The organism is Nocardioides sp. NPDC023903, assembly GCF_040639295.1.
Classification (GTDB): Bacteria; Actinomycetota; Actinomycetes; order Propionibacteriales; family Nocardioidaceae; genus Nocardioides.
Window position 1 is genome coordinate 1 of sequence record NZ_JBEZZS010000022.1, and the last position, 23998, is coordinate 23998.

The following is a 23998-nucleotide window of genomic DNA, read 5'->3' on the forward strand; positions in this document are numbered from 1 at the left end:
ACCGGCGAAGCCGGCGGCCGAAGGCCGTCCTTTACTCCGGGAGCCGTTGAGAACACCCTCCCCGAAAGGGTCGGCGGCAAACCCCAACCACAAAACACAGAAGCCCTTCCATCTTCGACCTCCCGATGACCTAGGGTCAGATCCATGGTCCCCACAGATCAATCTGCGCTCGTCGTCCAAGCCCGGGAATGGCTTGCCGATGACCCAGATGCACAGACCCGAGCAGAGCTCGAGAGCCTCCTGACCTCCACGGCCCCGGGGGCCGCAGCGGAGCTGGCCGACAGGTTCTCCGGCACGCTGCAGTTCGGCACGGCCGGGCTGCGGGGCGCGCTCGGGGCCGGGCCCAACCGGATGAACCGGGTGGTCGTGATCAAGGCCGCCGCAGGTCTGGCCCGCTACCTGCTCGCGACCGGTGCGCAGGGGCCGGTGGTGATCGGCTACGACGCGCGGCACAACTCCGACGTCTTCGCCCAGGACACCGCCGAGGTGATGACCGGAGCTGGCCTCCACGCGCTGGTGATGCCGCGCTCGCTGCCGACGCCGGTGCTGGCGTACGCCGTCAAGGCCTTGGGCGCGAGCGCGGGAGTGATGGTGACGGCCAGTCACAACCCGCCGCAGGACAACGGCTACAAGGTCTACCTCGGTGACGGGTCGCAGATCGTGCCGCCGGCCGACGTCGATATCGCGAAGCGGATCGCGGCGGTCGACAAGGTGAGCTCGGTCCCGCAGGGCCCGGCCGGCCACACGATCAGCGAGGACCTGGTCGACAGCTATCTCGACACGGTCGTCGGCCTCCTCGACGAAGGCGGCCCCCGCGATCTCAACACGGTCTACACGCCGCTGCACGGTGTCGGCGGCGACCTGGTGAACCTGGCGATGAAGTTCGCCGGCTTCCCCGAGCCGTTCGTGGTCAAGGAGCAGGAGCGGCCCGACCCCGACTTCCCGACCGTCGCCTTCCCCAACCCCGAGGAGCCCGGGGCGATGGACCGGGCGATGGCGCTGGCGAGCAAGAAGGGCGCCGACCTGGTCATCGCCAACGACCCCGACGCCGATCGCTGCGCCGCCGCCATCCCCGTCGGCAAGAAGTGGCGGATGCTCACCGGTGACGAGGTCGGCGCACTGCTCGCGACCCACCTGATCCGCAAGGGCGTGACTGGGACGTACGCCGCCTCGATCGTCTCCTCCTCGCTGCTCGGCAAGATCGCCGCAGCCGCAGGGCAGGCCTATGCCGAGACGCTCACCGGCTTCAAGTGGATCTCACGCGCACCCGGGCTCGCGTTCGGCTACGAGGAGGCGCTGGGCTACTGCGTCGACCCCGAGCACGTACGCGACAAGGACGGCATCTCGGCGCTGCTCCTCCTGTGCGAGCTGGCCGCGTCGCTGAAGGCGGAGGGTCGTGACCTGGCCGACCTGCTCGACGAGCTCGCGGTCGAGCACGGCCTGCACGCCACCACCCAGCTCTCCATCCGGCTCGAGGACCCGGCCCAGATCGCGGGCGCGATGCAGCGCCTCCGCGACCGGCCGGTGACCGCTCTGGCCGGCGCCGCTGTGCAGCAGCTCGACGACCTCACCACCGGGATCGGCGGTCTGCCGCCGACCGACGGGATCCGCTACCAGCTGGCCGGTGGGTCACGGGTGATCGTGCGGCCCAGCGGCACCGAGCCCAAGATCAAGTGCTACCTCGAGGTCGTCGAGCCGGTCGACTCACCGGAGGCGCTCGCACAGGCCCGGACCGACGCCGAGATCGCCCTCGGCGCGCTCAAGGTCGACATCCGCGCCGCACTCGGCGTCTAGCCCCTGCCGAGTCTGAAGGACTAGATCACGAGCAGGACGACAAAGACGACGGCCACGACGCCCGTGATGGCGATCAGCGGCCAGTCCCAGCTGCGGCGTACGTCCTCGGCGAGGGCGAACTGCTCGTCGGAGTCACGCTTGATCCGGCGCCGGTCGCGGGCGTCCTGGGCCAGCCCGTTGAGCCGGTCCTCGATGAAGTCGGCGTGGTTGCTCAGCGGTTTGTGGTCGCGCTTGGCGCCCTTGACCGCCTCCCGCATCGGACGCCCGACGGCACCGCTGACGTAGGTGCGGCCGCCGGCATAGGCGCCGAGGGTGCGGCCGACCGAGACGCTCTCGAGAGCGGCCATCGGGAAGCGGACCGTCGAGTAGAGGTGGTGGAGCACGAAGTCGCCCTCGCTGACCCCGACCTTGGTGCGGATGAACGCGGCGTACGCCACCAGCGCGAAGAGCACCCCGCCGGCCGTCGTCTCGGGGTGCCAGCCGGTGACCGCGTCGACCACGACGACCGCGACCGCGGCCCCTGCCGCGAGGAATCCCCACACGGTGCTGCTGGAGTTGCGGAACCACTCCTCGGGCTGAACGTCATTCACGGCGCAAACCTTAGCCCTCCGGGGCTAGATGCATATGCTGAGCCCGTGCCTACCCCCGCTGACATCGCGAAGCTGATCGACCACACCCTCCTCAAGCCCGAGGCGACCCACGCCGACGTCGAGGCGCTGATCCTGGAGGCCGCCGAGCTCGGCACCTACTCGGTGTGCGTCTCTCCCTCGATGCTCCCGGTCAACGCGCCAGCCGAGCTCAAGATCGCGGTCGTGTGCGGTTTCCCGAGCGGCAAGCACATCTCCTCGATCAAGGCCGCCGAGGCCAGTGCCGCGGTCGCGGCAGGTGCGGACGAGGTCGACATGGTGATCGACGTCGGGGCCGCGAAGGAGAAGCGGTTCACCGACGTGGAGGCCGACATCGCCGCCGTCCGTGCGGCCGTTCCCGCCCCGACCGTGCTGAAGGTGATCATCGAGTCCGCGGCGCTCGACGACGACGAGATCGTCGGTGTGTGCCAGGCGGCGGTACGCGCCGGCGCGGACTTCGTGAAGACCTCCACCGGCTTCCACCCCGCCGGTGGCGCCAGCGTCCACGCGGTGGAGCTCATGCGCCAGACCGTCGGCCTCGACGTCGGGGTCAAGGCCTCGGGCGGGGTGCGGACGATGGAGCAGGCCGAGCAGATGATCGCCGCCGGGGCGACCAGGCTCGGCGTCTCGGGCTCGCGTGCGCTGCTGGCCGGGTCGACGGGGTCGACCGGCGCCGGCTACTGACTTCGGCCCGGCACAGGCGAGAATGCTCCGGTGCATGCTCAGGTCATCGTCCTCGCCGGCCCCTCGGGCGCCGGGAAATCCCGCCTGGCCGAGCGGCTCGGGCTGCCGGTTCTGAGGCTGGACGACTTCTACAAGGACGGCTCCGACCCCTCGCTCCCCCGGATCACCGAGGGTCCCAACGCGGGGCTGGTCGACTGGGACCACCCCGACTCCTGGCATCCCGACGACGCGATGAAGGCGATCACGGCGCTCTGCGAGACGGGCACCGCCGACGTACCCGTCTATGACATCGCCCACGACGGCCGCACCGGCTGGCAGTCGCTGACCCTCGGCGACGAGCCGTTCTTCGTCGCCGAGGGGATCTTCGCCCAGGACATCGTGGCCTCGTGCCGCGACGCGGGGCTGCTGGCCGCCGCCTACTGCGTCACCCAGTCACCGACGGTGACCTTCTGGCGCCGGCTCACCCGCGACCTTCGCGAGCACCGCAAACCACCGTTCGTGCTGGTCAAGCGGGGCCTGGCGCTGAGGCGCGCGCAGCCGCAGGTCGTCGCGGACGCGGTCGCGAAAGGCTGCACCGCGGTCTACCCGAAGCACGGCTACGTCGCCATCGAACGGCTCACAGGGCCGCGTACGCGTCCTTGATCTCGTGGATCAGGTCGACCCGCTCGTCGTAGGGCAGGAACGCGGACTTCATCGCGTTGGTCGTCAGCCGCTGGAGCTCGGGCAGCCCCCAGCCGAAGGCCTCCACGATGCCGGCCATCTCCGCCGACATCGAGGTGCGTGACATCAGCCGGTTGTCGGTGTTGATGGTGACCCGGAACCCGAGGTCGTAGAGCAGCCCGATGGGGTGCTCGGCGATCGACTTCGCCGCCCCGGTCTGCACGTTGGAACGCGGGCAGAGCTCGAGCGGGATCCGCCGGTCCCGGACGTACGCAGCCAGCCGGCCCAGCCGCGGCGCCTCGCCCTCCTCGAGGGTGATGTCGTCGACGATGCGTACGCCGTGACCGAGCCGGTCGCAGCCACAGGGGTGCACCGCCTCCCAGATCGAGGGCAGCCCGAAGCCTTCGCCCGCGTGGATCGTGAAGCGCATGTTGTCGGCGGCGAGCTGCTCGAACGCCGCCAGGAACCGGCTCGGGGGGAAGCCCTTCTCCGGCCCGGCGATGTCGAACCCGGCGACCCCGCGGTCGCGCCAGGTCACCGCGAGCTCGGCGATCTCGGCGGCGCGGGCGGCCTGCCGCATGGCGGTGAGCAGCTGACGTACGACGATCTTCCGACCGGACGCCGCGACCGCCGCCATGCCCTCGTCGAACCCGGTCTGGACGGCCGCGACGACCTCGTCCAGCTCGCGACCGTTGGCCAGATGGAGCTCCGGCGCCCAGCGGACCTCGGCGTAGACGACGCCGTCCTCGGCCAGGTCCTCGACACACTCCCGAGCCACCCTGGTCAGCGCGGGCAGCGTCTGCATGACCGCCAGCGTGTGCGCGAAGGTGTCGAGGTAGCGCTCCAGCGACCCCGAGTCCGCGCTGGTCACGAACCACTCCTCCAGCGCGACCGGATCGTCCTGGGTCCCCTCCGGCAGCTGGTGACCCACCTCAGCGGCGAGCTCGACGAGGGTCAAGGGACGTACGCCACCATCGAGGTGGTCGTGGAGCAGCACCTTCGGGGCGGCCTTGATCTGCATGTCGGACGGTTCCATGGGCCCATCATTCCGTATGCCGCTAGATTCCGGGTGTGCGCACATTCACCACTCTCGAAGAAGTCTCCGACGCCGCAGGCACCGAGATCGGCACCGGCGAATGGCTCCTGGTCGACCAAGACCGGGTCAACGCCTTCGCTGACGCCACCGGCGACCACCAGTGGATCCACATCGACGAGGAACGGGCCAAGGAGGGTCCCTTCGGGGGCACCATCGCCCACGGCTACCTGACGCTGTCGCTGATCCCCTACCTCGGCGTGAGCGTCTACTCGCTGGAGACCCCCGGCGCGAAGCTCAACTACGGCCTCAACAAGGTCCGCTTCCCCATGCCGGTCCTGGTCGGCTCCCGCATCCGCCCAATCATCACCTTCGGCGAAGTCACCAAGCTCCCCACCGGCCTCCAGCTCGTCGTGAAGACGACGATCGAGATCGAGGGCTCCGCCAAGCCCGCATGCGTCGCGGAGTCGGTCGTCCTGCTCCTGGAGGCCTGAGCCCGGCTCAGGAGTAGTCGGCCCACAGCCGCTGGGCCGTGCCGTCGACGGTCATCTCGCCGCCGTACGGCACGATCCACTGCGGTCGGGTGTGCCCGAACGGCGGCCCGACGACGACCACCGCGTCAGGGTTGTAGCGGGCGACGGTCTCGATCGCCACGTCGCGCTGCTCGGCGCGCTTGGCGGCACGCTCCTCGGCGCTGGGGCGGCGTTCGAAGTCCGACGTCGGCGGGCGGGCGACGACCACCGCGTCGATCGCCTCGAGCAGCCCACGTTCGCCCAGCGACCGCGTGATCCAGCCGAACTCCCGCGCCGGGATGAGCTCCTCGGAGGTCTCCAGGAGGAGTACGCCGCCCTCCAGCACCCCAGGGTCGGCCGGGAAGCGCCCGGCGGTGAGCGCCCACTGGAGGATCTCGATGCAGCCGCCCCAGGTGCGGCCGGTGATCTTCCTTTCGGGACCAGTCCAGGTCCAAGGCTCGGTCGCCTCACGCTCACCGTATTCGGTCAGCGCGCGCGGGTCCTGCCAGTCGCGCCCGATGTCCTCCGACTCTCCCGGCTCGGTGATCTCGAGGGTTTCGCCGGTGAGGAGCGCGGCCTTGAGCGAGGCCTCGTGGACGGGGTCGAGCCCCGGTCCCGGCCCCAGGTGGACCTGCGTCGAACCACCGTGGAACGCGGCGACGCCGTTGGTCCACAGCCAGTTGAGCAGGTTGGTGTTGTCGCTGTAGCCGAGGAACGGCTTCGGGTCGGCCCGCACCAGGTCGGCGTCGAGGTGCGAGATCACGGTGATCTGGTCCTCGCCGCCGATGGTCGCCAGCACCGCCCGGATCTCCGGATCGCCGAACGCGGCGTTCAGGTCGGCCGCCCGCTCCTGCGGAGTCGCGCCGACCTTCCGCGTCGTCGGATACTCCACCGGCACCAGCCCGGTCACCTCGGTCAACCGCGTCAGCGCTTGCTCGTGGATCGCCGGTGCCACCCCGGGCGCGGCGAACGAGGGTGACAGCACGGCGACCTTGTCGCCCGCGACGGCCTTGGGTGGCTTGACGATCTTCATGGGTGAAGTCTGGCTCCCCGCTCGGGCGCGGCGCGACCGGTTATCTCTCCCGCGCTGGTCGAGCCGGATTCGTGAGGAACGAACGAATCCGTGTCGAGACCAACACGGTCCCATCGAGCGCGACAGGGGACCGTGTTGGTCTCGACACCGCTCGCTGGCGCTCGCGGGCTCGACCAGCGGTGGGCGATCAGCCGATGCGGTCGAGGATCAGCGGCGTCGCCTCGTACGCAGCCCCGTCCTCGATCTCGTAGCCACCCTCCAGCGCGGCCAGCGCACGGGCGAAGCGCTCAGGCGTATCGGTGTGGAGCGTGAAGAGCGGCGCGCCGGCAGCGATCGAGTCGCCCGGGCGCGCGTGCCAGGTGACCCCGGCCCCGGCCTGGACGGCGTCCTCCTTCCGCTCCCGCCCGGCGCCGAGGCGCCAGGCGGCGAGCCCGACGGCCATCGCGTCGAGCCGGGTGAGGACACCGGACGCCGGCGCGGTGACCACGTGGGTCTCGCGGGCGACCGGCAGCGGCGCTGAGGGGTCGCCACCCTGGGCCGAGATCATCGCCCGCCAGGCGTCCATGGCCTTGCCGGAGGCGAGTACGTCGGCGGGGTCCGGGCCGGACACGCCGGCAGCGGCCAGCATCTCCCGGGCCAGCGCGACGGTGAGCTCGACGACGTCGGCGGGCCCGCCGCCGGCGAGGACCTCGACGGACTCGGTGACCTCGATCGCGTTGCCGGCGGTCAGGCCGAGCGGGGTGGCCATGTCGGTCACCAGCGCGACCGTGTTGACGCCCGCGTCGGTGCCGAGGTCGACCATGGTGCGCGCCAGCTCCTGCGCGGAGGCGAGCGTCTTCATGAACGCCCCGGCGCCGACCTTGACGTCGAGCACCAGCGCCCCGGTGCCCTCGGCGATCTTCTTGGACATGATCGAGGAGGCGATCAGCGGGATCGACTCGACGGTGCCGGTGACGTCGCGCAGCGCGTACAGCTTGCGGTCGGCCGGGGCCAGCCCCTCACCGGCCGCGCAGATCACCGCGCCGACCGACCCGAGCTGGGCCAGCATCTCCTCGTTGGAGAGCGAGGCGCGCCACCCGGGGATCGACTCGAGCTTGTCGAGCGTGCCACCGGTGTGGCCGAGCCCGCGCCCGGACAGCTGCGGCACCGCCACCCCGCACGCGGCGACCAGCGGCGCCAACGGCAGCGTGATCTTGTCGCCCACGCCTCCGGTGGAGTGCTTGTCGGCGGTCGGCCTGTCCAGGGAGGAGAACGACATCCGCTCGCCCGAGGCGATCATCGCCGCCGTCCACCGCGCGATCTCGCGCCGCGACATCCCGTTGAGCAGGATCGCCATGTTGAGCGCCGACATCTGCTCCTCAGCCACGACCCCGGCCGTGTAGGCCGCGATCATCCAGTCGATCTGGGAGTCGCTCAGCTCGCCACCGTCGCGCTTGGCGAGGATCACCTCGACCGCATCATGTTCCGCCATGCGGACAGCGTAAGGCGCGACTGACACAGGTCCGCTACCGGACGACGTCCCTCACCCACGACCGCCCGGAGAAGTGGTCACTTTGGGCCTCCTCGAGCCCACGAAGACGGCCCAAATTGACCACTTCTCCTCGGAGCTTCAGGTCTGTAGCGCCTCGACGACGTCGGCTCCGAGCTCTTCCAGTCCCTCGATCTCGACACCGGACCGGAGGATGGTCACCTGCACATACGAACTGCCCCCGATGTGCTCCACTCTGTTGTGAATGGCGCCCGCCCCGGCCTCGGCCTCGGCACTGTCGTTCTCACCGGCCCGGACCTCGGTGGCCGCACACCACTTGTCGGGCACTTCGTCGTAGCTCCCCTCCGGGATACCGGGGGCCTGCGGCATCATCGCGAAACCTTCCAGCGCACCGCAGCGGAGCGATACGAAGCGCTCCGGGTCCTCCTCCATCCGCGCGGCCGGCCCGGTCTCGCCGATCGTCGTGAGGCTGACGAGAACCGAGGTGTCCCCTGCCGAGGTGGCGCCCCGGAACGAACACAGCACGACGCCGTCGACCGAGTCCGTACGTCGTACGTCGCCGACCTGGCTGACCTCCGGCGGCAGCACGTCAGACGTTGTCGAACAGACGTCGGGCGGAGGAGTCGCGGCCTCGCTCTCGTCCGGTCCGAGCAGGGCGAACGCGCCACTGACAACACCAGCGACCACAGCGATGGCGACCGCTGCTCCACCGATCAGCGGAAGCACGACCCGTGACATCGCAGAGCTACCCGCGGTCATGACAGCTCGCTCTCTGCGGCGTCGAGGATCTCGACCAGGCGTACATCGAGACGTGGATGCTCACTCCCGTCAGGGCTCACCGTGAGACTGAGCGAGTCCGAGAGCATCCGGCCGGCCCACCCGATCCTGCTCCTGGATGCCGTCACGACACAGGTGTCATCGTCCTGCTCACCCGGCAGAATCACAACGCCCGCCGCGTGCTGGCCGTCATGACAGTCGCGCACCCAGTCGATGAGGGGATGGAGATTCCGCAGCTCGACCTCGAAGCTCGCCTCGGACCTGTGCCCGAAGTCCTCAGAGGGAGGGTTCGCCTCGGTGAGAGTGCAGGTGCCTCCGTAGTCCAGACCGAAGGCGTCGCCCGACAGGTCGTCGCCGACGTAGTCCATGCCGAGCTTCTCGGCGATCCGGTAGCAGTAGTTCTCACCGACCAGCGCCTCGATGTTCGGCCGCTCGTCATCGCTGCCACCGCTCGCCGCGCGCGCGAGCGTGAAGATCCCGGCTCCGATCAGACCGACGACCAGGCCACCGGCGATGCCGACGACGAACCAGACCCACCGTTTCGGCGCGGGCGACTGCGGCCGAGTCGGCGGTGGATGGGCGGGCGTTGCGTACGTCATGGTGACCTCCGAGAATGTGGCCGTTCAACCTGGCAGCACGCAGTTCGGTTACGCGAGATTCTCCGGACCGAAGGCGTCGGGAAGGACCTCGGACATCGGCCTCACGCCCGAGACGGTCATCAGCAGAAGCTCGGGGCCGCCGTTCTCCCAGAGCAGCTGACGGCAGCGGCCGCAGGGCATGATGACCTCGCCGGAGCCGTTGACGCAGACGACGTGGGTGAGGCGTCCGCCGCCGGTCATGTGCAGGGAGGAGACGAGCCCGCACTCGGCACACAGCGTCACGCCGTAGGCGGCGTTCTCCACGTTGCACCCATGCAGCAGGCGTCCGTCGTCTGCATATCCGGCCACTCCGACGGGGTAGTTGGAGTAGGGCGCGTACGCATGTTTTGCGGCCTCCACCGCTTGCGCACGCAGGCCTTCCCAGTCAAAGCCCTCTGCGGCGTACGTCTGCTTCTCGGTCATGGTTCGACCTTAAAGCCTGTCCGGACAACCAAGCACAAGGTACGAGGCTTAGGCTTCGTCGAGATCAAAAGTTGGTAACCGTTCGCGTAATCCCTGGTATTGCTCGGTCTTTGGGGAGAACGTTCGGACATGAATGTCCTTTGCTACGCGCTTCGCGGAGCAACGACCTGGAGGCACCAGTGAAGAACAACATCAAGAAGGCCGCCACCGGCGGCTTCGCCGCGGTCCTGACCGCTGCCGCGCTCGCCGCGTGCGGAGAGGCGCCGGCCGAGCGCGCTGGGGAGGGGAACAGTGATTACCTTCCCTGCATCGTCTCCGACGAGGGCGGGTTCGACGACAAGTCGTTCAACCAGCTCAGCTACGAGGGCGTGAAGGAAGCCGCGGACGAGCTGGGCTCGAAGTTCAAGGACGTCGAGTCCAACAGCCCCAACGACTACACCTCCAACCTGGAGGGCCTGGTCGGCCAGAGCTGCGACACCATCGTGACCGTCGGCTTCGCACTCTCGGCCGCGACCATCGAGTCCGCCAAGGCCAACCCCGAGACCGAGTACGTCCTGATCGACGACGCGGCCGACGCCGACTTCGACGGCAAGACCGACGCGGAGAACATCAAGCCGATCCTCTACGACACCGCTCAGGCCGCGTTCCTGGCCGGCTACGTCGCCGCCGACTACACCAAGACCGGTGTCGTGGGCACCTACGGTGGCCAGCCGTTCCCGACCGTGACGATCTTCATGGACGGGTTCAAGCAGGGCGTCGAGTACTACGCGAAGACCAAGAACAAGGACGTCAAGGTCGTCGGCTACGAGGGTGGCGAGAAGGGCTCCTTCACCGGTGAGTTCGTCGCCAACGAGAAGGCCACCAACACCGCCCGCCAGATCATCGACCAGAACGCCGACGTGATCCTGCCGGTCGGCGGCCCGATCTACCAGGGCGCGCTCACCGCGATCGAGGACTCCGGCAAGGAGGTCGCGCTGATCGGTGTCGACGCCGACTTCTACGAGACCGACCCGAACACCCAGGACGTCGTTCTGACCTCCATCCTGAAGAACATGAAGACCTCCACCACGGATGTCATCCTCGCCGCGGGTGAGGACAAGTTCGACGCGACGCCGTACGTCGGCACGCTCGAGAACGACGGGGTCGGCCTGGCGCCGTTCCACAACTTCGAGTCGAAGGTGTCGGAGACTCTCCCCGACGAGATCGAGGAAGTCACCGCCGGCATCAAGGACGGCTCGATCAAGGTCAACTCCTACCTCGCGAAGTGACCCACCCGGTGGTCCCGCCCGTCGGGACCACCACGACGAGGGGGCCGGATGCACCCGGCCCCCTCGCCACGTACTTCCGGAATTTCTCCACCCCTGCAAGGAATGATCCGTGCCATGAGACTCGCGCTTCGCGACATCACCAAGCGCTTCGGCTCCCTGGTCGCCAACGACCACATCTCCCTGACCGTCGAGCCGGGCGAGATCCACTGCCTGCTCGGTGAGAACGGCGCGGGCAAGTCCACGCTGATGAACGTCCTCTACGGCCTCTACCAGGCCGACGAGGGCGAGATCGTCATCGACGACGAGCCGCAGCGCTTCAAGGGTCCCGGCGACGCGATGGCCGCCGGCATCGGCATGGTGCACCAGCACTTCATGCTCATCCCTGTCTTCACCGTCGCAGAGAACGTCATGCTCGGCCACGAGGCGACCGGGTTCGCCGGCAGCCTCGACCTCGACGCCGCCCGCAAGCGCGTCCGGGAGATCTCCGACCGCTTCGGCTTCCAGGTGGACCCCGACGCGCTCGTCGAGGACCTCCCCGTCGGCGTGCAGCAGCGGGTCGAGATCATCAAGGCGCTCTCTCGTGACGCCGAGGTGCTCGTCTTCGACGAGCCGACCGCCGTGCTGACGCCGCAGGAGACCGACGAGCTGATGGCGATCATGCGCCAGCTCAAGGAGTCCGGCACCGGCATCGTGTTCATCACCCACAAGCTTCGCGAGGTGCGCGAGGTGGCCGACCGGATCACGGTCATCCGCCGCGGCACGGTCGTCGGCGAGGCCTCACCGGAGGCCTCCAACGCCGAGCTCGCGGCCCTGATGGTCGGGCGTCCGGTCGAGCTCAAGGTGCACAAGGACCCGGCGCAGCCGGGCGAGCGCGCACTCGTCGTCTCCGACCTCACGGTGGCCGACGAGGACGGGCGTGTCCACGTCGACTCGATCAGCTTCCACATCGACGCCGGTGAGATCCTCGCCGTAGCCGGGGTCCAGGGCAACGGACAGACCGAGCTCACCGAGGCCATGGTCGGCCTGGCTCCGCACGTCGAGGGCTCGATCAACCTCGACGGGCGCGAGATCGTGGGCCGCTCGGTGCGCAGGGCGCTCGAGGCGGGGATCGGGTTCATCCCCGAGGACCGCCAGGTCGACGGCCTGGTCAGCAACTTCACCATCGCCGAGAACCTCATGCTCAACCGCAGCTATCAGGAGCCCTTCGTCTCCCGCGGATCGCTGAACCTCAAGAAGCTCGACATCTTCGCCAAGGAGAAGCTGGCCGAGTACGACGTACGCGCCCCCGGGGTCTCGACCCTGGCCGGGCAGCTGTCGGGCGGCAACCAGCAGAAGGTCGTCGTGGCCCGTGAACTCTCTCGTGACCTGCGACTTCTCGTCGCGGCGCAGCCGACGCGCGGCGTCGATGTCGGCTCGATCGAGTTCATCCATCAGCAGATCGTGGCCGCGCGTGACACCGGTGTCCCGGTGCTCGTGGTCTCCACCGAGCTCGACGAGATCGCCGCCCTCGCCGACCGGATCATGGTCCTCTACCGCGGGCGGGTCGTGGGCATCGTTCCCGCCGACACCTCCCGCGACACCCTCGGCCTGATGATGGCCGGCGAGTCTCCTGAAGGGAGCGACGCGTGAGCGAGAAGGGGCCGGAGAACGAGCCGGCCGAGACGACTGAGCCCACCGAGCCGACCGAGCCCACCGGGCAGGCTGAGGGCACGACGACGGCGACCTCCGACGCCGACCGGGTGCCCGAGGCGAGCCGTTGGCACGTGGCGATGCGCGAGATCACCACCGGCAACGCGCTGGTCGCGGTGCTCTCGGTGCTGCTCGCGATGTTCTTCGGGTCGCTGATGATCCTCTTCACCGACGAGGACGTCCGCTACGGGCTCTCCTACTTCTTCGCCCGTCCCTCCGACACGTTCTTCTACGCGTGGGAGGCCATCTCGGGGGCGTATGTCTCGCTGTGGCGGGGTGCGGTCTACAACGACCTGGGCAGCACGTTCACCCAGCAGATCAAGCCGATCACCGAGACGCTGAAGTTCGCCGCGCCGCTGACGCTGGCCGGGCTCGGCATCGGTCTGACCTTCCGCGCCGGGCTCTTCAACATCGGTGGCCGTGGCCAGATGCTGCTCGGCGGCGCCGCGGCCGCGTTCGTGGCGGTCAGGCTCGACCTGCCGATGATCGTGCACCTGCCGCTGGCGATCCTCGTCGGAGCTCTGGCCGCCGCCCTGTGGGGTGGGATCGCCGGCCTTCTCAAGGCACTCACCGGTGCGCATGAGGTGATCGTGACGATCATGCTCAACTACGTCGGCTACTACCTGGTCTTCTACGCCCTGACCCGCAAGTCGCTGCTCCAGGCGCCTGGGTCTGGCAACCCGAAGTCCTCGCCGATGCCGGAGTCGGCAGTCCTGCCGGACCTGCTCGGGCAGCAGTTCAACCTGCATGCCGGGTTCCTGCTCGCGGTGTTGGCGACGGTCCTGGTCTGGTGGATCCTCAACCGCTCCTCGCTCGGCTACCGGTTCCGTGCGGTGGGCGAGAACCCCTCGGCCGCGAAGGCTGCCGGCATCAACGTCGGGGTCGCCTACCTCAGCGCGTTCCTGATCTCCGGGGCCCTCGTCGGCCTGGCCGGGGTCAACCAGGTGCTCGGCTCGGTGACCGACGGCGCGACCAGCGGCCTCGACGCCGGCATCGGCTTCGACGCGATCACCGTCGCGCTGCTGGGACGGTCGCGCCCGTTCGGCATCCTGGCCGCCGGGATCCTGTTCGGCGCGTTCAAGTCCGGCGGCTTCTTCATGCAGGCCTCCGAAGGCATCCCGGTCGACATCGTGCTGGTCATCCAGTCCCTGATCGTGCTGTTCCTCGCCGCGCCACCTCTGGTGAAGGCGATCTTCCGACTCCCCACGAAGGAGGCCTGACCGTGTCCGCTGTCGATCTTTCGGTCAACTCCGACGCACCAGTCGTCGCCGAGCGCATCCCGGGCCTGTGGAAGACGCCCATCGTCATGGCTGTGTTCACCGTGCTGGTGGCGCTGCTGGTCATCGTGGCTCCCCGCACCGGCGACTCCACCTTCAGGTGGAGCCGCGACGGTGACTGGTTCGCCATCCCCGACATCACGCTGCCGGCCGACGGCGTCGTGTGGACGGCCGTGGTCCTGTGCCTGCTGTGCACGGCGTACGCCGCGTGGAACGCTCGCGCCGGCCGCAAGACTCCGCTGGTGCTGGTCGCGGCATTCGCCGTGATCGCGGTGTCCGGGTTCCTGGCCTGGGCGGTCGCGGGCAAGACGCTTCCCGTGGTCGGCCTGCTCGCCGGCGCGCTGGCGCTGGCGGTGCCGCTCGTGTTCGGTGCGCTCGGCGGCGTACTCGGTGAGCGGGCGGGCGTCGTCAACATCGCCATCGACGGCCAGCTGCTCTTCGGCGCCTTCGGCGCGGCGATCGTCGCCTCGCTCACCGGCAGCCCGTGGGCGGGCCTGGTGGCCGCGATGGTCGCGGGGATGCTGGTCGCGCTGCTCCTGGGCCTGTTCGCGATCACCTACTGGGTCGAACAGGTCATCGTCGGTGTCGTCCTCAACGTGCTCGTGATCGGCTTCACCAGCTTCATGTTCTCCCAGGTCCTCTCGGAGAACGCCGGGGCGCTCAACAACCCGCCCCACTTCCCGCGCCTGGAGATCCCGCTGCTGTCCGGCATCCCGGTCCTCGGCCCGATCTTCTTCCGCCAGACGGTGCTGGTCTACCTGATGTACGCCGCCGTCTTCCTCGTCGCCTGGGCCCTCTACCGGTCCAAGTGGGGCCTGCGCGTGCGCGCGGTCGGCGAGCACCCGAAGGCGGCTGACACGGTCGGCATCAACGTGATCGCCACCCGCTACCGCACCATCGTGCTGGCCGGCGCGATCGCGGGCATCGGCGGCGCCACCTACACGCTCGTCTCGGTGCCGTCCTTCGGGCGTGAGATGACCGGCGGCGCGGGCTATATCGCGCTGGCCGCGGTGATCTTCGGCAAGTGGGACCCGATCAAGGCGACCCTGGCGGCGCTGCTCTTCGGCTTCGCTTCCAACGTCGAGTCCGTGCTCTCGGTGATCGGCTCGCCGGTGCCGTCGCAGTTCATGCTGATGCTGCCGTACGTCGTGACGATCTTCGCCGTCGCCGGGCTCGTCGGGCACTCGCGTGCCCCAGCCGCCGACGGCGTGCCGTACCGAAAGGAATAGCCCCGAGTCAGACCAGCGCGCGGTGGGCGGCGGCGGCCAGGACCTTGGCGCCGACGCCCACCGCGCGTTCGTCGATGCGCAGGTCGCCCTGGTGGAGGTCGTAGGTGGGGCCGCCGGGGGTGCGTACGCCGAGCCGGAACATCGAGCCCGCGACCTGCTCCTGGTACCAGCCGAAGTCCTCGCCACCGAGGCTCTGCGCGGAGACGACGGCACCCCGCTCCCCCAGAACCTCGCGGACGCTCTCGACGAGGATCTGGTGGGACTCCTCGTCGTTGCTCACCGGCGGGACGCCCCGGGTGTAGTCGACGGCGGCCGTCACGCCGTAGGGCGCGATGATCTCGGCGACGACCTCGCGTACGACGTGCTCGACCTCGCTCCAGGCGTCGCTGTCGAGGATCCGTACGGTGCCTCCGACGGAACCATGCGCGGGGATCACGTTGTGGATCTGGCCGGCGGTGACCTTGCCCCAGACCACGCTCACGCCGGCCCGGGGGTCCATCCGCCGGCTCAGGATCACCGGCAGCTCGGTGGTCACCTTGGCGAGCGCGAAGACCAGGTCGCCGGTCAGGTGCGGGCGCGAGGTGTGCCCGCCGGTGCCGCTGAGGTGTACGTCGATCAGGTCGGCCGCGCTGGTCAGCGCGCCGGAACGGATCCCGACGCGGCCGACGTCGACGGTCGGGTCGCAGTGCAGCGCGAAGATCCGCTCCACGTCGTCGAGCGCACCCAGGCTCATCAGGTGAAGCGCTCCGCCCGGCATGACCTCCTCGGCGGGCTGGAACAGCAGGCGTACGCCACCGGGCAGCGGTGTCTCGCGATGCAGGTCGGCCAGCGCGAGGCCGGCGCCGAGCAGTGCCGTGGTGTGTACGTCGTGGCCGCAGGCGTGCGCGACACCGGGGACGGTGCTCGTCCAGATGTCGGTGGTGACGTCGTCGACGGGCAGGGCGTCCATGTCGCCGCGCAGCGCGACGACCCTCGAGTTCTTGCCATCTCCGCCGAGATCGGCGATCAGGCCGGTCGCTGACGGCCGGTCGACCTGCCACCCCGCCTTCTCCAACCGCTCGGCGACCAGCTCGGTGGTGCGATGCTCTTGCCAGGAGAGCTCAGGGTGCGCGTGGATGTCCCGGCGCAGGTCGGTCAGCTCGGCGTCGTAGGCATCGACTCGCTCGGCGAGGAAGGCAGCAGGCTCCAGCATGGTCCCGTCAGACTAATCCTTGTCGTAGGCGGCCAGGATCCTGTCCGCGGCTACAGTCGCCGGAAGCTCCCCGGAGAGCACCTCGGCACGCACCTCGTCACGGATCGCCTTGACGCCCGCAGAGTGCTTGAGCCGCTGGTCGAGCTCGTCGCGAACGAGCGCCCAGGTGAAGTCGAGCTGCTGCTCGGCGCGCTTGGTACGCAGCCCGTCCTTGCCGAGATGGGTGCGGTGGGCCATCACCTGCTCCCAGACCGAGTCGACCCCGTCGTCGTGGAGCGCCGAGGCGGTGACCACCGGCGGCGCCCACTCCTCGCGCGAGCGCACCAGCCGGAGCGCGCCGGCGAGCTCGCGGGCGGCCGCGCGCGCCTCCTGGGCGCGGTGGGGGTCGTTCGGGTCGGCCTTGTTGACCGCGATCACGTCGGAGATCTCCAGGATGCCCTTCTTGATCCCCTGCAGCTGGTCACCGGTGCGCGCGATGGTGAGGAACAGGAACGTGTCCACCATCCCCGCCACGGTCACCTCGGACTGCCCGACGCCGACCGTCTCGACCAGCACCACGTCGTAACCGGCCGCCTCCAGCACCGCCATCGCCTGCACGGTGGCCCTGGCGACCCCGCCGAGCGTCCCGGCGGACGGGGACGGCCGGATGAAGGCGTTGGGGTCCACGGAGAGCCGCTGCATGCGCGTCTTGTCGCCCAGGACGGAGCCGCCGGTGCGTACCGACGACGGGTCGACCGCCAGCACCCCCACCTTGAGGCCGTTGGCGGTCAGCCGGCTTCCGAGCGCCTCGATGAAGGTCGACTTGCCGACTCCCGGGACTCCGGAGATCCCGACCCGGACGGTTCTGTGTTCATCTGCGGCTTCGCCGCGGGCCGCCGGGAGCTTGGTGAGCAGCTCGCGGGCGATGTCACGGTGCTGGGGCTTGGTCGACTCCACCAAGGTGATCGCCCGTGACACCGCCGCCCGCTTGCCGTCGCTGATGCCGTCGAGAAGGTCTTGTACGTCGGGCCCTGGCATGGCCAGCACCTTAGCCAAAACACCCGGCACCGCGCGGCCCGGCTCGACCAGCGGAGCCTGGCGAGCGCCGGTACGCTCGACCGACGTGACCGAGATGACAAGAACAGCGGTGGTGACAGGCGGCGGAACCGGACTGGGACGCGCCATCGCCGATCGGCTGGCGACGGACGGGCTCGAGGTGACCATCGTCGGGCGCCGGGCGGAGGCGCTCGAGACCGCGACCAAGGAGATCAACGCCGCCATCGGCGTCGCCCGGGTGACGTACGTCGTCGCCGACTGCGCCGATCCGGGCGACGTACGCGCCCTGGCCGATGCCTGCCCGGACCGCCTGGACGTGCTCGTCCTCAACGCCGGCGGAAACGCCCCCGCGACCGGCGACGACCTGGAAGCGCTGGCGCGCGACTGGGCGGCCGACTACCGGCTCAACGTTCTCACCGCTGTGCTCCCGGTCGAAGTGCTGTTGCCCAGGATGGCCCGGCCCGGCGGCCGGATCGTCGCGATGAGCTCGATCTCGGCACTGCGCGGCCATGGGTCATACGGAGCCTCCAAGGGCGCCATCAACACCTGGATCACCGGTCTCGCGGCCGAGGTCGCGGCGGACGGCATCACCGCCAACGCTGTCGCGCCCGGCTTCGTCCCGGACACCGAGTTCTGGGACTCCCGCCGCAGCCCCGAACTGATCGAGGAGCGCACCTCCCGGATCCCGGTGGGTCGCCCCGGCAGGCCCGGCGAGGTCGCCGCCCTGGTCGCGCATCTCACCGCGCCCGAGGCAGGCTTCACCACGGGTCAGGTCGTCGGGATCCACGGCGGCGCAGTCTTGGCGCGCCTCTGAGGGCCGGGCGGTAGAAGATCCACCGACCGCTTCTTTTGCTAGACGATGACACTTCGTGAAGACCTTCACAAAGTGTCATCGTCTAGCAAAAGGTCAGCGGAGCCGGTGCATCAGATCGCGTACGACGCCAGGAACCTGCCCCGACCGCACTTGGTCCAGCGGGACCCAGGAGGTGCCCGACGCTGCAGCCGCCCAGGCGACTGCGGCAGAGATGACCGCCAGCCCGACGACGGCGACGATCCAGCGCTGGACCGGTGAGGACGCGGCCCGGATGACAGGGCTGACAATGTCGCGAACCCGCTGCGAAGCGAGCCAGGCTGCGGACATGAACGTCATCGCTGCGCTATAGAGCGCACCGGTCAGAGGCAGTTCCAGGGCCAGAAAGCCCACGCCGACGGCGGCCGCGATCACACCCGCCAACACCGACAGCGTCACTGTCCCGGGCATCGCGCGCACCAGATCCAAGGGCGACCGGACCAGGGCCTGGACGGTGTCGTACCACTTCCGGCCCCGTGCCTCGCGCCGCTTGGAGAGGTGGTCGGCGGCCATCGACGCGGTCCGCAGCAGCCAGATCCCGAGGCCGAGCACGGCAGCGCCCAGGACCGGAACGATCGCCACCACTCCGCTGAGGATCGCGCCCAGCGCGACCAGGATGAGGAGGTGCCGGGGACCCGGCCATCGCTTGAGGCTCGAGTGTGCGCGTGCCGGGCTCCACCCGGGCTCGGGCTGCGGCGCCCGCGGAGGTGGCTCCTGCGGGTCGAACCGGCGCACCACCAGAGGATCGACCGGGGCGTCGGCGACAGTGACCGCGGTCGGCGCCACCTCCTCGACCGCGGGAGTCGCCACCTCCGTCACGGCATCACCGGCGGCGTCCGGGTCCACCAGCGTCGGCTTCACCTCGGCGCCCACCGGTGCGGCGGCCAGCGGCATCGTCACCGGCAGCACCTTGGTGACCGTCGAATCGGCTCCGGGCCACGGCACCTCGGGCTCCATCAGCCACTCCCGCAGCTCCTCCAGGCCCGGCCGGTCCGCGGGATCCGTCGCCAGCGCCGCGATGAGGACCTCCCGCATCGACCCCTCGATGCCGTCGAGATCGTGCTGGCCACGGCGTACCCGATCCAGGACGGCCATCGACGGACCGGTCCCGAACGGAGGTCGGCCCAGCAGCGCATAGGCGGTCGTGGCGGCCCAGGAGTGGACGTCGCTGGCCGGCGAGGAGGGCGTTCCCTCCAGGATCTCCGGCGCCAGGTAGCCCGGGGTGCCGACCAGCCACCCGGTGAGAGTGATCTTGGGATCGTCGGCGACCCGGGCCAGCCCGAAGTCGATGAGCACCGGCGTACGTCCCTCCATCACGACGTTGGAGGGCTTCACGTCACGGTGCAGCACGCCGGCGTCGTGGCAGGCGGCGACGCCGCCGGCCAGGCACCGTGCCAGCCAGAACCGGTCCTCGCCGACGACGGGTCCGTCGTCCTTGATCCGGTCGTGCAGCGTCGGGCCCGGCACGTAGCGGGTCGCGACGTAGGGAAGATCCGCGTAGGGGTCGGCGTCGACGATCTCGGCGATCCAGGGGCTGCGCACCTGCCGCAGCGACCGCACCTCGCGCTCCAGCCGGGCGCGGGTCTCCTCGTCCCCCACGACATGCGTACGCAGCACCTTCAGCGCCACCCGCTCGCCGGTCTCCTCGTGGCGAGCGAGGTGGACGACACCCATGCCGCCCTCACCGAGCTTGTTGAGGATCTCGTAGGCGCCGACCCTCATCAGCCCGTCCCCGGATGCCCGCCCGGGGCGTAGGTCCGTCACAGCTCTGAGGCTAGACGAGCCCGACGCCCCCGGCGAGGACATACTCGGAACGGTCAGTGATCAGTGATCGAGCTGCTCCCGCAGACGACCGAGCAGGTCGATCGCGGAGTCGGCGATGACGGTGCCCGGCAGGAAGACCGCGGCGGCGCCCATCTGCTCGAGCGTGGCCACGTCGTCGGGCGGGATGACCCCGCCGATGACGATCATGATGTCCGGGCGTCCCTGCTCCTCCAGCGCCGCCTTCAGCGCGGGGAGCAGCGCGAGGTGACCGGCAGCCAGCGACGAGACCCCGACGATGTGTACGTCGGCGTCGACCGCCTGCTGCGCGACCTCCTCGGGCGTGGAGAACAGCGGGCCTACGTCGACGTCGAAGCCGAGGTCGGCGAAGGCCGAGACCACGACCTTCTGGCCACGGTCGTGACCGTCCTGGCCCATCTTCGCGACCAGGATCCGCGGGCGGCGCCCCTCGGCCTCCTCGAACTCCTTGGTCGCCTTCAGCACCTCGGTGACCTTTGAGTCACCCGACGTCGTCGCCTCGTCCCGATACACACCGGAGATGGTACGGATGACGGCCTGGTGCCGTCCCCACGCCTTCTCCATCGCGTCGGAGATCTCGCCGACGGTCGCCTTCGCGCGGGCCGCGTCGACGGCCAGCTTGAGCAGGTTGCCGTCCAGGTTGCCGGTGCCGCTGGGCTCGCTCGTCGAACCGGCCGCGTTCGTGATGGCCTCCAGGGCACGGCGTACGTCCTCGTCGTCGCGCTCCGCGCGCAGCCGCTCCAGCTTGGCGACCTGCTGCTTGTAGACCTGGTCGTTGTCGACCCTGAGCACGTCGAGCGGGTCCTCGGAGGGGAGCCGGAACGTGTTGACGCCGATCAGCTTCTGGGCACCCGAGTCGAGGCGCGCCTGGGTGCGCGCGGCCGCCTCCTCGATGCGCATCTTCGGGATGCCCTGCTCGATCGCCTTGGCCATCCCGCCGGCCGCCTCGGCCTCCTGGATGTGGGCCCAGGCGCGCTCGGCGAGGTCGTGGGTGAGCTTCTCGACGTAGTAGGAGCCGCCCCACGGGTCGATGATCTCGTTCGTACCGCTCTCCTGCTGCAGGAGCAGCTGGGTGTTGCGGGCGATGCGGGCCGAGAAGTCGGTCGGCAGCGCGATGGCCTCGTCGAGAGCGTTCGTGTGCAACGACTGGGTGTGGCCCTGGGTCGCGGCCATCGCCTCGATCGCGGTGCGGCCGACGTTGTTGAAGACGTCCTGGGCGGTCAGCGACCAGCCGGAGGTCTGCGAGTGGGTCCGCAGGGAGAGCGACTTCGGGTTGGACGGGTCGAACTGCGACACCAGACGCGACCACAGCGCGCGGGCCGCGCGCATCTTGGCGACCTCCATGAAGAAGTTCATCCCGATCGCCCAGAAGAAGCTCAGCCGCGGTGCGAACGCGTCGACGTCGAGGCCCGCGGCCAGACCGGTCCGCAGATACTCGACGCCGTCGGCCAGCGTGTAGGCGAGCTCCAGATCAGCCGTCGCCCCGGCCTCCTGCATGTGATAGCCGGAGATCGAGATCGAGTTGAACCGAGGCATCTTCGCGGCGGTGTAGGAGAAGATGTCGCCGATGATCCGCATCGACGCCACCGGCGGGTAGATGTAGGTGTTGCGGACCATGAACTCCTTGAGGATGTCGTTCTGGATGGTCCCGGCCAGCTTCTCGGGCGGGACACCCTGCTCCTCAGCAGCCACGATGTAGAGCGCCAGCACCGGCAGCACTGCACCGTTCATGGTCATCGAGACCGACATCTGGTCCAGCGGGATGCCGTCGAACAGCGTCCTGGTGTCGTAGATGGAGTCGATCGCGACGCCGGCCATGCCGACATCGCCGCGCACGCGCGGGTGGTCGGAGTCATAGCCACGGTGAGTGGCCAGGTCGAAGGCGACCGAGAGGCCCTTCTGACCGGCCGCCAGGTTGCGGCGGTAGAACGCGTTGGACTCCTCCGCGGTCGAGAAGCCGGCGTACTGCCGGATCGTCCACGGCTGGGTCGTGTACATCGTCGGATAGGGCCCGCGTAGGAACGGGCTCAGGCCGGGGAAGGTGTCGAGCGCGTCGAGACCCTCGAGATCCGCAGGCCCGTACGCCGGCTGGATCTCGATGCCCTCAGGGCTCAGCCAGCCCTCACCGGTCACCTCGGTCGGGCCGTTCGGGACCCCGTCACCGTTCAGCGGGATCCCCTTGAAGGAGCCGGGAATCGTCATGAGAGCTTCTCCCTCGTAGCGGTCAGGAAGGCGAGTGCGTCGACACCCATCGAGGCGGCGTCGTCCACCTCGGCGTCGACGGCGTCGGGCTTCCCGGCGATGATCACGTGCGTGGCGCCCGCCTCGCGGAGGGCCGCGATCGCGGCCGCGCCCCACTCGGCGTACGTCTTGTCCGACCCGGCCAGGCAGACGACCGCCGGCGAACCGGCAGCGCGGTACTTTCCGGTGAGGTCCTCGGCGTCGCTGGTCGCCCCCGCGACCTCGACGCCGATGCCACCGGCGGCGAGGAGGTTGGTCGCGAAGGTCGCCCGGGCGGTGTGCTGCGCGACCGTGCCGATGGTGGCCAGGAAGACCTTGGCGGTGGCGGGAGTGTCGCGCAGGGCCTCGAAGGAGGCGCCGTAGCGCACCACCCGCTCGTTCAGCGGGTCGACCGGCCGCTCGGGGAGCGTCTCGGCGAGGTTGGGGAACTCGGTGAGCCCGGTGATCGGACGCTTCCGCCGCGCGATCGCCTTCTCTCGCTGCGCGGAGACCGCGGCGATCCGGTCGCGGAAGGGCGAGAAGTCGTGGCCTCCGACGGCGTTGGCCCCGGTCCACTCCTCCTCGAGCTGGATGAACGCCTCCCAGCCGGCGGCGGCCATGTCGGCGGTCAGCTGCTCGACGGCGAAGGAACCACCGGCGGGGTCGGCGACGGCCGCGACGTGGGACTCGTCGATCAGCAGGTGGGACACGTTGCGGGCGATCCGGCGCCCGAACCCGTCCGGCACGCCGTTGGCGGAGTCGAAGGGAAGCACGGTCACCGCGTCCGCACCGCCGACACCGGCGGCAAAGGCGGCGACGGTGCCGCGCAGCATGTTCACGTAGGGGTCGTACTTCGACAGCATCGGCCGCGAGCTCACCGCGTGGATGCGCATCTCCACGCCCTCGGCTGCGGAGAGCTCGAGGACCCGTGCCCACAGCTGCCGGGCGGCCCGCAGCTTGGCGATCGTCGGGAACTGCTCGTCGGTGGCCGCGTACCGGAACTCGATCAGGCTCGCCGCCACGGCGGGCGAGAAGCCCGCCTCGGTCAGCGCGCGCAGGTAGGCGACCCCGACCGCGATCGACCAGCCGAGCTCCTGGACGTCGGAGGCGCCCAGATCATGCGCAGCCGTGGCATCCACAACGATCGCCCGCACGCCGATCCCCTGCGCAAGACGAGCGAGGTCGACCAGCTCGGCGAACGCCTCGTCGGGCGCCAACGGCAGGTCGCGCAGCAGCGCGCCCATCGGGTCGGCACCCAGGTTGGTCGCAGCGTGCAGCCCAGCGCCACGCTCGGCGATCAGCGCGAGCAGGTTCTGGGCGACCTTGACCGCACCGATCGGCGCGTCGAGCACGATCGGCGCCAGGTCGAGGAGCACCTTGTCGAGGAGCACCGCGAGGTCGGTGGTCTCGTCGGCAGCCACCCAGAGCGAGGAGACCCCGCCGTCCAGGTCCACCAGAGCGGCCTCGTTGGCCGCCTTGGCGTCCAGGCCGGACAGACCGGAGACGAGCGAGCGGATGTCCCAGGCGCCGGCGCGCGCGGGACGGGCCGCGTCGGCGAAGGACGTGCCCGGCAGCCCGAGCGGGGCGATCCGGAGTCCGTCGAGGGAGGTGCGGGTCAGCTTGTCCCAGACGAGCGAGTCGGCGTCGTCGGCCGTCAGCCGACCGCCCTTGCGGAGGACGGCAGCAGTCGCCGCCTCCCACTCTGTCTGGGAATGGGCATCCGCCGGCTGGGCAAGGCGCAACGAGTCGTCGCGAGCGGCGTCGTTCAT

Annotated in this window: 21 protein-coding genes; 9 read left to right on the forward strand and 12 right to left on the reverse strand. The window is 69.8% G+C overall.

Annotated features, from left to right (window positions below; translation table 11 throughout):
- Positions 1 to 144: 144 nt before the first annotated feature.
- Positions 145 to 1794 (forward strand): phospho-sugar mutase, encoded by a 1650-nt coding sequence (locus AB0F44_RS20525; protein ID WP_357358516.1) that lies wholly within the window; start codon positions 145 to 147, stop codon positions 1792 to 1794.
- 20 nt (positions 1795 to 1814) lie between these two features.
- Here the strand turns inward: AB0F44_RS20525 and AB0F44_RS20530 are convergent, their stop codons facing one another.
- Positions 1815 to 2384 carry a hypothetical protein gene (locus tag AB0F44_RS20530; protein WP_357358518.1) on the reverse strand — a complete coding sequence of 190 codons (570 nt, stop codon included), beginning with the start codon at positions 2382 to 2384 and terminating at the stop codon, positions 1815 to 1817.
- Between the two features lie 45 nt (positions 2385 to 2429).
- Here AB0F44_RS20530 and deoC point away from each other — a divergent pair, with 45 nt between their 5' ends.
- Positions 2430 to 3104, forward strand: a complete 675-nt coding sequence (deoC, locus tag AB0F44_RS20535) for a deoxyribose-phosphate aldolase (RefSeq protein ID WP_357358520.1) — start codon at positions 2430 to 2432, stop codon at positions 3102 to 3104.
- Positions 3105 to 3134: 30 nt separating this feature from the next.
- Positions 3135 to 3746: an ATP-binding protein gene (locus AB0F44_RS20540; RefSeq protein ID WP_357358522.1), complete on the forward strand. Its 612-nt coding sequence runs from the start codon at positions 3135 to 3137 to the stop codon at positions 3744 to 3746.
- Here AB0F44_RS20540 and AB0F44_RS20545 read toward each other — a convergent pair.
- Positions 3721 to 4800: an adenosine deaminase gene (locus AB0F44_RS20545; RefSeq protein WP_357358524.1), complete on the reverse strand. Its 1080-nt coding sequence runs from the start codon at positions 4798 to 4800 to the stop codon at positions 3721 to 3723. The genes AB0F44_RS20540 and AB0F44_RS20545 overlap by 26 nt on opposite strands.
- 35 nt (positions 4801 to 4835) lie before the next feature.
- Between AB0F44_RS20545 and AB0F44_RS20550 the strand changes: the two genes are divergently transcribed.
- Positions 4836 to 5291, forward strand: coding sequence for a MaoC family dehydratase (locus AB0F44_RS20550; RefSeq protein WP_357358526.1), 456 nt, complete (start codon positions 4836 to 4838; stop codon positions 5289 to 5291).
- Between the two features lie 7 nt (positions 5292 to 5298).
- Here AB0F44_RS20550 and AB0F44_RS20555 read toward each other — a convergent pair whose 3' ends face one another.
- The 5 genes from AB0F44_RS20555 to AB0F44_RS20575 all read right to left on the reverse strand — a co-directional run bounded on the left by AB0F44_RS20555 (position 5299) and on the right by AB0F44_RS20575 (position 9669).
- A complete protein-coding gene (locus AB0F44_RS20555; protein WP_357358528.1) occupies positions 5299 to 6342 on the reverse strand; it encodes a S66 peptidase family protein in 1044 nt (347 codons plus the stop codon).
- A gap of 187 nt (positions 6343 to 6529) precedes the next feature.
- Entirely contained in the window at positions 6530 to 7813 is a 1284-nt protein-coding gene (locus tag AB0F44_RS20560; protein ID WP_357358529.1) for a thymidine phosphorylase, read from the reverse strand.
- Between the two features lie 138 nt (positions 7814 to 7951).
- A complete protein-coding gene (locus AB0F44_RS20565; protein WP_357358531.1) occupies positions 7952 to 8590 on the reverse strand; it encodes a hypothetical protein in 639 nt (212 codons plus the stop codon).
- A complete protein-coding gene (locus AB0F44_RS20570; RefSeq protein WP_357358533.1) occupies positions 8587 to 9207 on the reverse strand; it encodes a hypothetical protein in 621 nt (206 codons plus the stop codon). The genes AB0F44_RS20565 and AB0F44_RS20570 overlap by 4 nt, the downstream gene beginning before the upstream one ends.
- 48 nt (positions 9208 to 9255) lie before the next feature.
- Complete coding sequence (locus tag AB0F44_RS20575) at positions 9256 to 9669, reverse strand: cytidine deaminase (protein WP_350666577.1); 414 nt, start codon at positions 9667 to 9669, stop codon at positions 9256 to 9258.
- 179 nt (positions 9670 to 9848) lie between these two features.
- Between AB0F44_RS20575 and AB0F44_RS20580 the strand changes: the two genes are divergently transcribed.
- From AB0F44_RS20580 to AB0F44_RS20595, 4 genes are all read left to right on the forward strand, one after another.
- The gene (locus AB0F44_RS20580; protein ID WP_357358535.1) at positions 9849 to 10937 is read left to right on the forward strand and encodes a BMP family ABC transporter substrate-binding protein; all 1089 of its coding nucleotides are present in this window, start codon (positions 9849 to 9851) and stop codon (positions 10935 to 10937) included.
- 114 nt (positions 10938 to 11051) lie between these two features.
- A complete protein-coding gene (locus AB0F44_RS20585; protein ID WP_357358537.1) occupies positions 11052 to 12566 on the forward strand; it encodes an ABC transporter ATP-binding protein in 1515 nt (504 codons plus the stop codon).
- On the forward strand, positions 12563 to 13846 hold the full coding sequence (locus AB0F44_RS20590) for an ABC transporter permease (protein ID WP_357358538.1): 1284 nt from the start codon (positions 12563 to 12565) through the stop codon (positions 13844 to 13846). Before AB0F44_RS20585 ends, AB0F44_RS20590 begins: the two co-directional genes overlap by 4 nt.
- A gap of 2 nt (positions 13847 to 13848) precedes the next feature.
- Positions 13849 to 15132: an ABC transporter permease gene (locus tag AB0F44_RS20595; RefSeq protein WP_357358540.1), complete on the forward strand. Its 1284-nt coding sequence runs from the start codon at positions 13849 to 13851 to the stop codon at positions 15130 to 15132.
- A gap of 7 nt (positions 15133 to 15139) precedes the next feature.
- Here the strand turns inward: AB0F44_RS20595 and AB0F44_RS20600 are convergent, their stop codons facing one another.
- Entirely contained in the window at positions 15140 to 16324 is a 1185-nt protein-coding gene (locus AB0F44_RS20600; RefSeq protein ID WP_357358542.1) for an amidohydrolase, read from the reverse strand.
- 12 nt (positions 16325 to 16336) lie between these two features.
- Entirely contained in the window at positions 16337 to 17341 is a 1005-nt protein-coding gene (gene meaB / locus AB0F44_RS20605) for a methylmalonyl Co-A mutase-associated GTPase MeaB (RefSeq protein ID WP_357358544.1), read from the reverse strand.
- On the opposite strand from meaB, the gene AB0F44_RS20610 reads away from it, so the two are divergent.
- Positions 17340 to 18173, forward strand: coding sequence for an SDR family oxidoreductase (locus AB0F44_RS20610; protein WP_357358546.1), 834 nt, complete (start codon positions 17340 to 17342; stop codon positions 18171 to 18173). The two genes, meaB and AB0F44_RS20610, sit on opposite strands and share 2 nt — an antisense overlap.
- A 93-nt stretch (positions 18174 to 18266) precedes the next feature.
- On the opposite strand, the gene AB0F44_RS20615 is transcribed toward AB0F44_RS20610, so the two are convergent.
- The 3 genes from AB0F44_RS20615 to AB0F44_RS20625 are packed head-to-tail and all read right to left on the reverse strand — an operon-like array spanning position 18267 to position 23998.
- Positions 18267 to 19973, reverse strand: a complete 1707-nt coding sequence (locus tag AB0F44_RS20615; protein WP_357358547.1) for a serine/threonine-protein kinase — start codon at positions 19971 to 19973, stop codon at positions 18267 to 18269.
- A gap of 60 nt (positions 19974 to 20033) precedes the next feature.
- Positions 20034 to 22211: a methylmalonyl-CoA mutase gene (gene scpA / locus AB0F44_RS20620; protein ID WP_357358549.1), complete on the reverse strand. Its 2178-nt coding sequence runs from the start codon at positions 22209 to 22211 to the stop codon at positions 20034 to 20036.
- Positions 22208 to 23998, reverse strand: a complete 1791-nt coding sequence (locus tag AB0F44_RS20625; protein ID WP_357358551.1) for a methylmalonyl-CoA mutase family protein — start codon at positions 23996 to 23998, stop codon at positions 22208 to 22210. Before AB0F44_RS20625 ends, scpA begins: the two co-directional genes overlap by 4 nt.

Bases quoted from the DNA above. Each gene is read 5' to 3' on its own strand.
- AB0F44_RS20600 (WP_357358542.1), bottom strand. From the start codon at position 16,324: ATGCTGGAGCCTGCTGCCTTCCTCGCCGAGCGAGTCGATGCCTACGAC.
- AB0F44_RS20575 (WP_350666577.1), bottom strand. From the start codon at position 9,669: ATGACCGAGAAGCAGACGTACGCCGCAGAGGGCTTTGACTGGGAAGGC.
- AB0F44_RS20570 (WP_357358533.1), bottom strand. From the start codon at position 9,207: ATGACGTACGCAACGCCCGCCCATCCACCGCCGACTCGGCCGCAGTCG.
- AB0F44_RS20545 (WP_357358524.1), bottom strand. From the start codon at position 4,800: ATGGAACCGTCCGACATGCAGATCAAGGCCGCCCCGAAGGTGCTGCTC.
- AB0F44_RS20560 (WP_357358529.1), bottom strand. From the start codon at position 7,813: ATGGCGGAACATGATGCGGTCGAGGTGATCCTCGCCAAGCGCGACGGT.
- AB0F44_RS20625 (WP_357358551.1), bottom strand. From the start codon at position 23,998: ATGAACGACGCCGCTCGCGACGACTCGTTGCGCCTTGCCCAGCCGGCG.
- AB0F44_RS20585 (WP_357358537.1), top strand. From the start codon at position 11,052: ATGAGACTCGCGCTTCGCGACATCACCAAGCGCTTCGGCTCCCTGGTC.
- AB0F44_RS20525 (WP_357358516.1), top strand. From the start codon at position 145: ATGGTCCCCACAGATCAATCTGCGCTCGTCGTCCAAGCCCGGGAATGG.
- AB0F44_RS20555 (WP_357358528.1), bottom strand. From the start codon at position 6,342: ATGAAGATCGTCAAGCCACCCAAGGCCGTCGCGGGCGACAAGGTCGCC.
- AB0F44_RS20565 (WP_357358531.1), bottom strand. From the start codon at position 8,590: ATGACCGCGGGTAGCTCTGCGATGTCACGGGTCGTGCTTCCGCTGATC.
- AB0F44_RS20610 (WP_357358546.1), top strand. From the start codon at position 17,340: ATGGCCAGCACCTTAGCCAAAACACCCGGCACCGCGCGGCCCGGCTCG.
- scpA (WP_357358549.1), bottom strand. From the start codon at position 22,211: ATGACGATTCCCGGCTCCTTCAAGGGGATCCCGCTGAACGGTGACGGG.
- meaB (WP_357358544.1), bottom strand. From the start codon at position 17,341: ATGCCAGGGCCCGACGTACAAGACCTTCTCGACGGCATCAGCGACGGC.